This is a genomic window from Alphaproteobacteria bacterium, from assembly GCA_016722515.1.
In the GTDB taxonomy this organism is placed as follows: domain Bacteria; phylum Pseudomonadota; class Alphaproteobacteria; order Rickettsiales; family JADKJE01; genus JADKJE01.
Genome location: JADKJE010000001.1, coordinates 513,544 through 526,203, shown reverse-complemented (window position 1 = coordinate 526,203; position 12,660 = coordinate 513,544). Strand labels below are relative to the sequence as shown.

The window sequence follows — 12,660 nt, the reverse complement described above, 5'->3', positions numbered from 1 at the left end:
CTTCATTATTGGCCAATCAGGATATCAACACGGCGATTCTTAGCTTCCTGCGCTTCGTCCTGGGTGGTCATTTTAGCCTGAGAATCACCAAAAGCAAAGAGAGATATGTTGGCAGCAGGGATATTTTCGTTAATCAACAGCGATTTTATGGCCTTAGCCCGCTTTTCGGCGATAAACTGGTTAAAGTCACTGGGGCCAGTATGATCGGTATAGCCGCTTAAGATGATAGCTTGGTTTTGCAATCCTCGCGAGACAATGTCGCGGGATATCGCTTTGATGCGTTTTTTAACCGAGGCCGAAGGGATACCGGTCCCGTGGTCAAAATAGACTGAATAAATAATGCCGTTTTGGTCTGTTTTAGTTTCCTGAGGCTGGGATTGTGGGGCTTCAATTGATGTTTTGAAGGGAACAGCGGGAGTGCCAGGCTCAGATTCAGGCAAATTCTCTGGTAACTGGGCAATCACTTGTTCCTTATCCCATTTTTTGATAGCCCGCAGTGATTTATAAAATTGAGTTTGGCATTTAGATGTATTGTCGCCTTCAGGATTTTTCTCTAATTCTTCCAGCCAGCAATCAAAGGCAATCTGCAGGATGGCCGCATCTTTAGGCTTTTGTTGAGTAAGGTTTTCGGTCGTGATTTTAATTAGTTCGGACCTGGCTACAGTGAGCTGCTGGGTGTCATCGGGATTGAGGCTCCAATTTTTAGGATCTTCGGGTGCAACATTATAACCTTCGCGTGCCTGGCGTGATTTCTGTGCAAAATGGTACGAATCCAACAGGTGGCTGTCATCTTTTTTGACATTAGCAAATCGTTGATAGCCATCGGCCAGGGCCATTTGAAACGGGGTGACAATTGTTTCTTTGGGAGGCGTTGTCATGCATCCGTACAAACCTAACGTCGCAACAAAAAGGATAGTAAGGGAGGAAATGGCAGTGTGCAAGCGGTGTAAGGAAAACATAACAATTCCATTTAAATGTTATTCTGATAATGCGTGGCAATGTCCAGGTTTTTGAGGCTTAAGGCCAATATCGACGCTACGGTTGAGTGGCTCAGCGCGATTATCGCGAGTGGGTAACTTGGGTTTGGATTCGCCACGGGCCTTATTCACAAAATGAATTGGCAACGACAACTGCGTGGTCTTTTTATGGAGATAGGTTTTAACCGTGTTGATCCTTTTTTGGGCAAGTTTACGGTTAGAAGCAATTGATCCGGTACGGTCAGCATTACCGTATAAATAAAGGGTTCGTTTTTGGGGCGATTGCTGTAATTTTTCAATAAGCACATTTAGTGTTCTGATGGCCTTGGGTTTCAATTTAGAACTTCCTGAATCAAAAAACACAGAGGTACAGGTAGGCAGAGGCTCAAGAATTTTTTCAGGTGGATTTTCGGCTGCTGCTTTAGATGGAAGTTTGGCTGTGAGATGTTCCATCACTTCAAAAAACGATTCCCTACACGTGGTGGTATCGGTGCTTTGAGGGTTTTCACTGCTTTGTTCAACCCAGCAATCATAAGCTAATTGAGCCTGGGCGACATCCGATGCCATGAATGGGTTGTGTCGCTGCTCGTAGGCATCCATGAAATAAAGCCGTGCAGACATCAGTGTTTCTGCCACATCAGCAGGTAATGTCCACCTGGGGGCTAAAGGTAACTCGGGTTCGACTTCTTTTTTATGAAGGGCGTCTTTTGATTTTTTGGCAAAATAATCAGCGTTTCGCCAATCATAATGCTCGGCTTCCGAAAGCGCAAATTGCTGATATTCTTTGGCTAATCGTGAATAAAAATCATCACCGGAAATCGTTTGCCGACGTACGGATTCCAGATTAGTGCAAGCGCTTGTCAACGTAAGTAAGACAAGACCCCAAACACATTGCTTCATTTGCTTATACGAAAAAATAGACATCTCCTATATCTATCCTTTTCAGAGATAAAAAACAAGTTGCATATGTAACAGGATTGATTAGTGTACCTGCGTATTGTGGTTGGAATCAGGAGTAAATATGCCCGATTTTTTTTATGAAAATGGCATGAACGGTGTTATTGCAGGCATTGATGAAGCAGGGCGTGGTCCATGGGCTGGGCCTGTAGTGGCGGCTGCCGTTGTGTTGGATAGGAACCATATTCCAGAGGGCATTGATGATTCTAAAAAATTAACACACGCACAGCGAGAAATACTTTTTGAAACTATTTTAAATCATAGCCATGTAGGTATCGGTAGCGCCAGCGTCGAAGAAATTGACCAACACAATATTCTTCAGGCAACCTTTATGGCAATGCGCCGCGCGTATGAACAGCTTACCTTGAAAATTACGATTGATGGTGTCTTGGTTGATGGTAATCAGGTCTTTGCACTGCCGTGCCCCCTGAAAACGTTGGTGAAAGGGGATAGTTTAAGTTTAACCATTGCCGCGGCATCTATTGTGGCTAAAGTAACCCGTGATCGACTTATGAACGAATTAGCCCAGGCATGTCCGCATTATGCCTGGGAAAGAAACGCAGGTTATGGAACCAAAGCGCATCAGGAAGGCATTGCTCGATATGGTATTACCGAGCATCACCGCCGCAGTTTTGCACCCATCCGCAATTATCTGAGTGAACATTCATAGAGAGTGGCCGCAGCGTCAAGTGCAAGCAGGTAACCAACACTGCCAAATCCACAAATTACCCCCCGCGCAATGGGTGAAATATAAGAATGATGGCGGAAGCTTTCGCGTTGATAAACATTCGACAGATGCACTTCGATGGTTGGCAGATTAACGGCTTTGAGTGCGTCGGCAATCGCTATAGACGTATGGGTATAAGCGGCTGCATTAATAATAATAGCCTGGTGCTTGCCCCTGGCTTCCTGAATCCACTGCACCAGCATGCCCTCATCGTTTGATTGGCGAAAATCAGCGGTGAGGCCGTGCTCCTTAGCTTTTTTCTGACACATATTTTCGATATCGGCAAGGGTTTCATGCCCGTAGATTTCAGGCTCCCTGGTGCCAAGGAGATTTAGATTAGGGCCGTTTAAAATAAGAATTGAATGTGTCATAAAGGCTTCCAGCGAGTGATCTTACTAATTATATAGAGGAGTTTTCCCTAAGCAAGTCCATTCATAAAGCCTAGGCATAAAGGGTTTAACACATTATTAAACCATAAGATGGATAATAAGAACTAGAAAGATGAGTGGAGAGAATGCCTTATGACACATAACCCAGTGCCGGAATTGAATAAATTTGAAGAATCGGTTGAACAAGCGCTAAATCACATTAAAGCCAGCTGTAAGAACGTTCAGAAAGAATCTATGATTCTTGGTATTCAGCGTGTGTTTGAATCGGCGGTAAAATATGTGCTTTCCAAAGAACATCTTCATAAGCAACTGGATATGGATTTTGAAGCTAAAATGAGCAGCTTTAATATGGGGACTGAGCAGATGACTGGCTTTAGAGATCTCTATATTGCTACCAAAAAATTCCTTAAAAGCCATGCTGATTTTATTTTAGAATCGCAGCATATGCCCAAAGGACAAATACTGGAAGATAGTATTATCCAGGAAATCAGCGAAGGCGGGCACAAGATTGTGGCTGATAAAGCAAAATTAATCCTCAATGTGAACATTGAACGGAATATGATCGCCGAATTGGAACAAGCCTTCAAAGCATCAACCCACATGATTGCTATGTCTGTTCCAGCCATGAAGAAGCTGTTCAATAAAATGAAATAATGGGTCCAAACAAAGATTAGCTAGAAAGCTTTTTCTCTTTGAAGATCACATGCTTACGCACTTTTGGATCATACTTACGGAATTCAAGTTTCTCTGGCAATTGCTTAGGGTTACGTTTAACAACGTAGAAAAAGCCGGTTCCAGCAGTGCTGACCAGTTTGAAAAGCAGTGAATTTTTTTTCTTTTTACCAGACATAATATAATCCTTGATGTCATTTTAACATTGACTAAGAGTGATTTATTATACGGCTGTAAGGGCGGCTGTCAAGAGGTTTGTCTTGCAGAAACTGGCTTTTTATGTCAGAATCGCGCCCAGGCGACAGAGGCATAAACCATGGAAATTCAACTTAACGGCGAACCTTATTATCTTGACCAGGCGATGACCATCGAAACGCTGGTCAAGCATCTGGGACTTGATTTAAACAAAGTAGCGGTTGAGAGAAACCAAAAAGTAGTGGTGCGCTCGCAGCACGGGACGACTCCCGTCAATGAAGGCGACGCAATCGAGATTATTCATTTTATAGGTGGAGGTTAGTCATGACAGATGGCTTGACCATTGCAGGCAAAGCGTTTCAATCGCGATTGATTGTGGGTACGGGCAAATACAAAGATTTTCAGGAAACCCAGGCGGCAATAGAAGCCTCGGGTGCTGAAATTGTCACCGTTGCCGTACGCCGGGTGAACGTCCACAAGAAGGATGAACCGATGTTGCAGGATTATCTTGATCCTAAAAAATATACCTATCTTCCCAATACGGCCGGTTGTTTTACAAAAGATGATGCCTTAAGGACATTGCGACTGGCACGGGAGATGGGAGGATGGAACCTGGTAAAATTAGAAGTTTTATCTGAGCATAAAACCCTATACCCTGATATGATAGAAACGCTCGCCGCAGCCGAAGTGTTGGTAAAAGAGGGATTTGATGTGATGACCTATTGCAGCGATGATCCTATTTTAGCCAAACGTCTGGAAGATATGGGGTGTTGTGCCATTATGCCATTAGGTGCGCCGATTGGTTCGGGCCTTGGCATTCAAAATCCACTTAATATCCAGTTTATTATCGAATCCGTCAGTGTGCCGGTGTTAGTTGATGCTGGTGTTGGCACGGCTTCAGATACGGCTAAGGCTATGGAGCTTGGTTGTGATGCGGTGTTAATGAACAGCGCTATTGCTCATGCCACCTACCCAGTTACGATGGCTAAAGCAATGAAATTGGCGGTTGAGTCGGGACGTCTGGCATATTTAGCCGGCAGGATGCCTAAGAAAGATTTTGCTGTTGCTTCATCTCCTTTACAGGGCATGATTCATACGCCTTCCAAACAACATGTCTAGGACTGAGTCTAAGGCGGGGTAGAAAAATAAAGAATGAAGCCCGAGATATAAGCGATATAAGAGATTTACAAGATATACAAGATATACAAGATATAAAGTGAGCAATTCCATGGAACACATCATCCAGCAAATTATGGAAGGAACATGGGCGAGCCCTTCCTCTGGCGAACCAGTAACGATTCCTATTCAAGCCATTGCTATTGATAGTGGTTTGATGAATCATGCGCCTGATATGTTAGCGATGCTTGAACTTGGCAAGCGTTTATTGATTGTGTGTGATGCAACCACCAACGAAATTCTTGCTCACCAGTTAGTCAAAGACACATGCGATAACTGGTTGGTGGAACAATGTGTATTACCCGCAAATGTACGGCCGGATCAATCCGCTGTGAATACCGTGTTAGAGCAGGCACGCGGGGTAGATACGATTATTGCCGTAGGCAGTGGTACGATGAATGATATCTGTAAGTATGCCAGCCATCTGCTTGATAAACCCTATCTCGTGTTTGGTACGGCCCCTTCAATGAATGGCTACGCTTCGGCCAATGCATCGATTATTGAGGATGGTTTTCACCATTCGTTACCGGCGCATTTGCCAACAGCGATTATCCTTGATACTGATATTTTAGCCGCTGCTCCCAAACGGCTGATTCGAAGTGGCATTGGTGATTCGCTCTGCCGGACAACGGCCCAGGTTGATTGGATGCTGTCGCACTGGTTACTGGGCACAGATTATAATCCGGTTCCGTTTGAATTATTGGAACCCTATGAATTTATCCTGTTTGAACATGCGCAGGCGTTAATGGCAGGTGATAAGGAAGCCATGAAGCATCTGGCGCATTTGCTAGTGCTGTCTGGCATCGGCATGACGTTAGCAAAAGGCAGTTATCCTGCTAGTCAAGGAGAACACATGATTGCCCATACCATGGATATGGTGTTTGGTGAGCGTTTGCCCCACAGTTTCCACGGAGAGCAAATTGCCCTGAGCACCTTGACCATGTCGCTGTTGCAGGAAAATTGCCTGTCGATGTATCCGGTGATTAAGCCAACACACGAACGGATCGCCCGCTATAATGATCGCTTTGGCGAGGGTGACGAAACCTGGTTTGCCTCACTTAAAATCAAAGCCATCGATACCGCAAAGGCCAAAGAGCTCAATGATAAAATAAGTGATGGTTGGGATCAATTTGCCGAAATGATTGAACCATTAATTGTTCCGTATGGTGATATCAAACACGTATTAGAAGATATCGGCGCTCCCCAGGTGCCCGAAGATTTAGGATGGGATCCAGAAGATTACCATAGAGGAGTACAGCTGGCATCATTAACCAGGGATAGGTTTACGTTTTTGGATTTGGTGTGAGGTGGCTTTCCCTACCGGAGAAGGTAGGAGAACCCCCTTGCGGCAGGCCTTTTAACCTCTCAAAAGGAGTTTCAATCCACTCCTACCGGTGAAGGTAGGAGAACCCCGATACCGTATTGAGCGTATTAGCCAGCATGATGTTTCAATCCACTCCTACCGGTGAAGGTAGGAGAACCAAAATAATAGCCTCGGCGCTGTTTTTCGACGATGTTTCAATCCACTCCTACCGGTGAAGGTAGGAGAACCGGATGTGGCCTTGTTAAGGGCTGCCGAAGTAATGTTTCAATCCACTCCTACCGGTGAAGGTAGGAGAACCTGTACCCGGCAATGGAGAGGGCTGGATTTGATAGGTTTCAATCCACTCCTACCGGTGAAGGTAGGAGAACCACCATTAAAATACTGGAAACCATCAGAGCAATAGTAGTTTCAATCCACTCCTACCGGTGAAGGTAGGAGAACCGAGGGGTTAGCCATGTCTGAACGCGAAGCAATTGTTTCAATCCACTCCTACCGGTGAAGGTAGGAGAACCCCCTGACTTTTCATGGCTTTCCACATATGGCCTGGTAGCGCTAATTTCGCGAACCAGGAAATTTTGATAGACTGGATGGAAAGCATAAAAAATTGGGGGGTGAATAATTATTAAAAATCAACAGATTATATAGTACGCGAACCTGCTGACAATTGAGGTGCCTCTCTAGATTCGCGCAAGACACAACCTAGGGCGATTATACCACAAGTGGTCCACTAAAATCCAGTGATCGAAAACAGCCATATTGCTTAACATTCCAGTTAGAAGATTCACTTAGGCGATAAATTCGTAAATTATCTTCTTTTTCATCAATGGCTTGAAGTAGACGACGTTCCATTTCTTCTAGTTGCATCATTGTGAGTTGACATTCAAAAACTGACTTTTGTACACGTTGTCCATGAGCTACACATATTTTAGATACTTTTCGAAGACGCCTTCTGCCTTCAGGATTTTCGGTGCGCACATCATAACTTACAAGAATAAGCATATCGAAATTACCGTGTTATAAATGGAACATACCCTTCCATATCCCCGCGAATTGTTCGTGCCAACAGGCGTGCTTGAACAAATGGCAATAAGCCAAGCGGGGTAGTTTTTTCAAGTAATGGATGAAGAATCTCTTCTTTCTTGCGTTCCTGGTAGGCCACTATAACAGCACGGCGGGCATCATCATCCATCCAAACTGCGCCTCCTGGTCTTATAGTAAAATTAGAGGCCTTGATTTGTCCACGGTTTACTAAGGTTAGTGCCAAGCGGTCAGCCATATAAGCTCTGAATTCTTCAATGAGGTCCAATGCAAGAGAGGGGCGACCTGGGCGAGCAACATGCAGGAATCCCCATTGTGAATCAAGCCCTACACTTTCTATTGCAGAACGACAATCATGAGTCAGAAGTGTATAAAGAAACGATAACAGTGCATTCATGCGGTCTAATGGTGGCCGACGTGTACGGCCATTTAATGTAAAGTCTTCCCTGGATGATGGTTTAACTAGTAAGGAAAAAACACCGAAATAATTACGAGCAGCTTCTCCCTCTAAACCTCGAATTTGGTCAAGATTCTCTACACCCCTAAGACTGATTAACAATTTATCCAATGTTTCAGCAGAAAGTCTAAGTGATTCATTATCGCTATCTACCCGAGATTCCCTGGCGCCTCGCAGCATGACCTGTCTGCTGTTTCTAATTTTTGCAGCAACAATGTTGCGTGCCAATTCAATAGTAGCGATGGCATCATGTTTATATTGCGATTGTCTAAGAAGGACGTTCCCGCTGACTGATCCTTCAACTCTCGCTTTAAACACACCATTACGATCGAGTAGAGTAAGAGAAATACCTTGCTCTGCACATCGGTGCATTAGAATAGGTGAAATCAATGTTTCGCCAAAAGTAACAATAGAACCAATATGCTGTAATGGAACCTGGACAAGTTTTTGTCCTTCATTTTCAACACGTACAGTGTCGTTTTCTAAACGGACATAAGCTCCTATAGTTGTTACATATAAGGTATTTAATAACTGATGGGTCATTCGTTTTTATCTCCCGGATTATAAAGATCATCAATCATCTGTTTTATAGTGGATTGAGCGGTTAAGGCTTTGGGTTGGCATATTTCATAGAGAGAGCACTCATTGCAGCGGGCATCATTGAAAGCGGTTGGTAGGTCTTCGCTATTCATGATATTGCGTATTGCTAAAGTTGTTTGGTAAACTAACGTTCGTAACTCATCGTCAATCACAACCTCACGCCTTCTGCGTGATCTAAAATAATATATAGCCCCCCTGGAAACTGAAATACTCAGCATTTCTTCCAGACAAATTGCCTGTGCAGCTAATTGGATGTCGTCGTGTATCTTTGCACGTCGACCACCATGTTTATACTCGACTGGATAAGGAACTTTATCACGAAATTCAACAACATCAGCCTTGCCGACTAACCCTAGTTGACGTGAATAGATCGGAAGTGCACGCTCGACAGGTATTCCTTTGGCAATATCACTTTCGGGAATATCCACAACTGCATGAACTGCGTGGCCCCGCGCAGTATGTATATTGTCTGAAAATTGCTGCTCTTGATGAATGAGGGCACATTGTCTTGGACAATAACTGTAATGCTGAAGGGCAGAAATAGAGACGGGAAGCAATGTGAATTGCTCTCCGTCAATATCTTGTCGTGGAATATAGTTTAGCATAAACTATATTTAAGCGGCTTTTGCTAACAGCTGGCTTTCGTGCATACAATGCAGCGTAATACCTTGGGGTAATTCTGAATTATGGATATTAATCTCATAATCACCAAATTTTCGTGCAATTTTATCGTTATCTTTTGGTGTTACTTGAATACGCTCAAATAATGCGTGTGCTGGGGCATTACCTAATTTGCTTTCATGTTCAAATACATACAAGCCTCTAGTCGACATGAGCCCTCTAGCAGCTGAACGGTCATGTTCAAACATCATACCCAAAGCTTGCCATAAGAGTTGGAGGTCATGTTCTGAAAAACCAGTTTGTGCGGCCAAGTTAGCAGATATAAAGCCATGTGCCATGTAAAGACCATATGGGATGGTATTTTTTTTACCCATAGTACGATTATCACCTTGCTGTTTTTCTGCCTCCTTTGCTGTTGTTACGACCATCCTGGTTACGGTGTGTTCTGTTGGGATAACAGGATCAAAGCTTCGAGCAAAAGAAAACTGAACAGGACCACGTACTTGTCCGCAGTTAGTACCAGTAGACATAACGGCACCAAATGTTCTTACGTCATAGAAATTTTGACACATCCATTGACGGGCTTTATCGACTTCATCACCCTTGCCTTTGCGTTTACCATCTTTACTATCGCTGGTATCTATACCTAGAGCTGTATATGCTCGGTCATGGATGTCATTAAGAACAGCTTTTTCCTTAATATAGATATCATAGGGTGCTTTATTATTATGAGCTAGGCTGACAAAATTCCTTATTTTACGTTTCAAGCATACATCGGTTACTAATCCATGTCCTGTTTCTGGGTCAAAACGAGGCAAATTATCTGCATCGGGATCGCCGTTAGGATTTCCATCTAGGACATCAAACAAAAATACAAAATCATAACGATGTTGGATAGGGTTCATATACATACTCCTTTAAAGTTTAAAAGTTAAATTATGCGGCGTCTTCTTGATCGGTTGGTTTAGTTTTGCTGGTGAAAAAATCTTGCCGTTGATGGTAGTAACCTAATGCGAACATGGCCTGTTGTTCTACACTAAGCGTTGGCGGTATTGGGCCAGCTAATTTTGACATTGCCTTCTGGATTTGTTTTTCGCGTGTAATTGCTAATCCACGTGTTTCTTTACTTCTCCGCAGTTTCTTTAAATCACATTGGGATAAATGCTCTAACCGGGAAATGACAGCACAGGGTCGGGTCGAAAGGGCACTAAAAAACTTATCTCGTCTATTCGCACGACCATCTGTTTCTTCTTCTTTTAATTTGTCATAAATGGAAAACAATTGGCCGAGTACATAGCCAATGTCTCTATTATCTTCTTGTAATGTCATAAGTACCTCACGATGATAGTTGCTGTTAGGAAAATTTCGAATCAGGCATGCTTTAAGTATGGCGGCAGCATTATGGGTAACAAATCGGGTAGCGCGTATTCTATGTAGAGCGCTATGAAACAGTAGTTTAGGATATGGGGTTCCTGAAATGATGCTCTCAAATAGTCTGCCCTGAAAATTAGCGGGTAGTCTATCTAGGTCATTGATTGCTGCGCATAAGGAAGATATTGATGGGAAAGAAGTTTCCTCAAAATGGGGAAGAGCAATCTCTTTAAAATAAGCACTTATATTTTTGCCAAATTCAGTGACAGTAGCTACTCTAAAAAAACGTATGGCGATCCTTGCTGCATTAGGAGCTAATCCTAGTATAAAGAATTTCGTATTTTCACTGTCACTGTATTGGCTTCCATTCCAGGGGCTCTTGAGGAGACTGCGAATAGCTTCAGAACGTTTATCTGGATTGTCGCGTTCAACAAATAACAACCAAAAATCTTCTTCTATCTGTCTGGCTTCCGGTTGTTCTGCCCACCAAACGAGGGTGGTTCCATCTCCCATTAGCGTTTTTTGTTGCGACTCTCTACGTAACAAATAATTAAGTGCTTTTGTATAGGTTTCAGTAGCCTTTTCGCTTATAGGTGCATTATTACCTTGGTGTTTTCTATAAAAGCGGAAAGCATCAAGATTAAATGAGACAATGTTTCCTCCTGCAGTTTGTGTGCCAAATACGCCTTTGATAGCTGGATGTAATCGGGCAATAGTTGAATATTCGCCGGTGACTAAACAATGTCCTTTGATAGCATCTGTTGCTTCTGTTTTATTGTTTGTATCCATTAGTGACATTACGATAGGACGTTGGCAAATCAGCAGAGTATCTGTGCTTAAACGAAACGAAAGGTTAGACTTAGACGCTTTTTCAATGTTTTTCCATTCAGCAAGAGCCATTGCTTGAGTAAGTGGATCGTGAATGAGAAAATTTAGTAAGGCTTCAATCCCTATGTCGGTATGATGATTGGGAAAAAAATCTCTAATCTTCTGAATGAAAGCTTGATGTTGTTCATGGATGCGTTCAGCCTTCTTCCCCTCCGCAACATAGCCTAATACATATTCTGGATTGTCCCAGAAAAGATTAGCTGCAATCGCACTTGTCTTTTTGATGGCTTGGGGTACTAAATATGCTTTTGCGCGTTTGCCATTTTCATCGCGTTGATCTTCGATAGATACAAGTTGACCGCTTGAATCAATGACTAAGATAAAAGGAATTTCCTTTCTTTCCCATCCAGAAGGAGTAAGTGATGATTGACCATTAAGCTCAGAATCAGCTTCTTTACGCACATAATATTCATAAAGAGATTGTAGTATCATCCTCGGATCTCCATGCTATCTGGTGAGGGAACCTGAATGCGGCCATTAATCATTTTCGCTCTGAAAAAACGAGGCATGGGAATATTAGCCTGTGAGTAATCCATATCATAAAGCATCCAGCCAAGATCATCTGTTTTTGAGATCGGTTGAACCTTTTCTTCGGATGAAGAAAGGGAAAAATAACCCGGAAATTCTCTGCATCCTAAATAAGGTTGCATAAAGCATTGGCCTTTCGACACACGCCGGTTAAACATTTCATGCATTTTTGTGGTTGAATTTTGTGCTAATGCCTCAGGCTTTATTTTCATTTGTGCGTGAAGGCGGTATTTTACGTCTTTCAGCAATACACTTGCGCGTTGCTGCCGCTCATCCTCTATGTATATACCTAAATTGCCAGAACCGTTGTTCATGGCCTGAGTTACATTCCTGGAGGAAATCACGCAGCCAACTTCATTGCGCCGAATGTTGGTAAATTGAATAGGATTGAGTACTTCTATTTGGGTGATAATCCAATTTATGGCTGGCTTCCAGAAAATAGCTTCATAAACAGCCCGTGCTGCAGAGGGCGTAATGACGTCATATGAAACCCGTTCTGCTTTCATTTCGGGACGTGTAAAACACGCATATGTACCATCAACGGTTATGATAAATGTTTCCATACAAATCTCCTGGTGAGCCTCTGTACTTAGTACAGAGGCATTTTAAGAAAAAACAATCCGTTTCGCGACTGTGTTAAAATCCACGCTATAGTCAAAATCCTTGTGGAGGGGATTTCTTTCTAGCCCGGATATTTCATGAAGGCATGAAGTAATAGGTTGGCGGAACCGCCTTTATCT

Annotated in this window: 14 protein-coding genes, 1 pseudogene and 1 CRISPR repeat array; of the genes and pseudogenes, 5 read left to right on the top strand and 10 right to left on the bottom strand. The window is 43.1% G+C overall.

Translation table 11 applies throughout. The features are described 5' to 3' along the window. Positions 1–5: 5 nt before the first annotated feature. Both IPP74_02310 and IPP74_02305 read right to left on the bottom strand, forming a co-directional pair. A complete protein-coding gene (locus IPP74_02310) occupies positions 6–878 on the bottom strand; it encodes an OmpA family protein (protein ID MBL0318127.1) in 873 nt (290 codons plus the stop codon). A 99-nt stretch (positions 879–977) separates the two neighbouring features. Beyond that, positions 978–1,901, bottom strand: a complete 924-nt coding sequence (locus tag IPP74_02305) for an OmpA family protein (GenBank protein ID MBL0318126.1) — start codon at positions 1,899–1,901, stop codon at positions 978–980. Positions 1,902–1,998: 97 nt separating this feature from the next. On the opposite strand from IPP74_02305, the gene IPP74_02300 reads away from it, so the two are divergent. Further along, positions 1,999–2,604, top strand: coding sequence for a ribonuclease HII (locus IPP74_02300; GenBank protein ID MBL0318125.1), 606 nt, complete (start codon positions 1,999–2,001; stop codon positions 2,602–2,604). Here the strand turns inward: IPP74_02300 and aroQ are convergent. Next, positions 2,583–3,032, bottom strand: a complete 450-nt coding sequence (aroQ, locus tag IPP74_02295) for a type II 3-dehydroquinate dehydratase (protein ID MBL0318124.1) — start codon at positions 3,030–3,032, stop codon at positions 2,583–2,585. The genes IPP74_02300 and aroQ overlap by 22 nt on opposite strands. A gap of 150 nt (positions 3,033–3,182) precedes the next feature. Between aroQ and IPP74_02290 the strand changes: the two genes are divergently transcribed. Continuing rightward, entirely contained in the window at positions 3,183–3,704 is a 522-nt protein-coding gene (locus IPP74_02290) for a hypothetical protein (protein MBL0318123.1), read from the top strand. A 16-nt stretch (positions 3,705–3,720) separates the two neighbouring features. On the opposite strand, the gene rpmG is transcribed toward IPP74_02290, so the two are convergent. After that, positions 3,721–3,900 carry a 50S ribosomal protein L33 gene (gene rpmG, locus IPP74_02285; protein ID MBL0318122.1) on the bottom strand — a complete coding sequence of 60 codons (180 nt, stop codon included), beginning with the start codon at positions 3,898–3,900 and terminating at the stop codon, positions 3,721–3,723. A gap of 138 nt (positions 3,901–4,038) precedes the next feature. On the opposite strand from rpmG, the gene thiS reads away from it, so the two are divergent. The 3 genes and pseudogenes from thiS to IPP74_02270 all read left to right on the top strand — a co-directional run bounded on the left by thiS (position 4,039) and on the right by IPP74_02270 (position 6,129). Next, positions 4,039–4,239 (top strand): sulfur carrier protein ThiS, encoded by a 201-nt coding sequence (gene thiS, locus IPP74_02280; GenBank protein ID MBL0318121.1) that lies wholly within the window; start codon positions 4,039–4,041, stop codon positions 4,237–4,239. A 2-nt stretch (positions 4,240–4,241) separates the two neighbouring features. Then, the gene (locus IPP74_02275; GenBank protein MBL0318120.1) at positions 4,242–5,036 is read left to right on the top strand and encodes a thiazole synthase; all 795 of its coding nucleotides are present in this window, start codon (positions 4,242–4,244) and stop codon (positions 5,034–5,036) included. 109 nt (positions 5,037–5,145) lie between these two features. After that, positions 5,146–6,129: pseudogene (locus IPP74_02270) on the top strand (iron-containing alcohol dehydrogenase). 267 nt (positions 6,130–6,396) lie between these two features. Beyond that, positions 6,397–6,929: a CRISPR direct-repeat array (repeat unit 37 nt; unit sequence GTTTCAATCCACTCCTACCGGTGAAGGTAGGAGAACC). Positions 6,930–7,125: 196 nt separating this feature from the next. Here IPP74_02270 and cas2 read toward each other — a convergent pair. The 6 genes from cas2 to cas5c are packed head-to-tail and all read right to left on the bottom strand — an operon-like array spanning position 7,126 to position 12,483. Next, complete coding sequence (gene cas2 / locus IPP74_02265) at positions 7,126–7,416, bottom strand: CRISPR-associated endonuclease Cas2 (GenBank protein MBL0318119.1); 291 nt, start codon at positions 7,414–7,416, stop codon at positions 7,126–7,128. A gap of 7 nt (positions 7,417–7,423) precedes the next feature. Continuing rightward, positions 7,424–8,455, bottom strand: coding sequence for a type I-C CRISPR-associated endonuclease Cas1 (gene cas1c, locus IPP74_02260; GenBank protein MBL0318118.1), 1,032 nt, complete (start codon positions 8,453–8,455; stop codon positions 7,424–7,426). Further along, positions 8,452–9,117 (bottom strand): CRISPR-associated protein Cas4, encoded by a 666-nt coding sequence (gene cas4 / locus IPP74_02255; GenBank protein ID MBL0318117.1) that lies wholly within the window; start codon positions 9,115–9,117, stop codon positions 8,452–8,454. Before cas4 ends, cas1c begins: the two co-directional genes overlap by 4 nt. A 9-nt stretch (positions 9,118–9,126) precedes the next feature. Then, entirely contained in the window at positions 9,127–10,038 is a 912-nt protein-coding gene (cas7c, locus tag IPP74_02250) for a type I-C CRISPR-associated protein Cas7/Csd2 (GenBank protein MBL0318116.1), read from the bottom strand. A gap of 31 nt (positions 10,039–10,069) precedes the next feature. Continuing rightward, positions 10,070–11,824 (bottom strand): type I-C CRISPR-associated protein Cas8c/Csd1, encoded by a 1,755-nt coding sequence (gene cas8c, locus IPP74_02245; GenBank protein ID MBL0318115.1) that lies wholly within the window; start codon positions 11,822–11,824, stop codon positions 10,070–10,072. Next, complete coding sequence (gene cas5c, locus IPP74_02240) at positions 11,821–12,483, bottom strand: type I-C CRISPR-associated protein Cas5 (GenBank protein MBL0318114.1); 663 nt, start codon at positions 12,481–12,483, stop codon at positions 11,821–11,823. The genes cas8c and cas5c overlap by 4 nt, the downstream gene beginning before the upstream one ends. Positions 12,484–12,660: the final 177 nt, after the last annotated feature.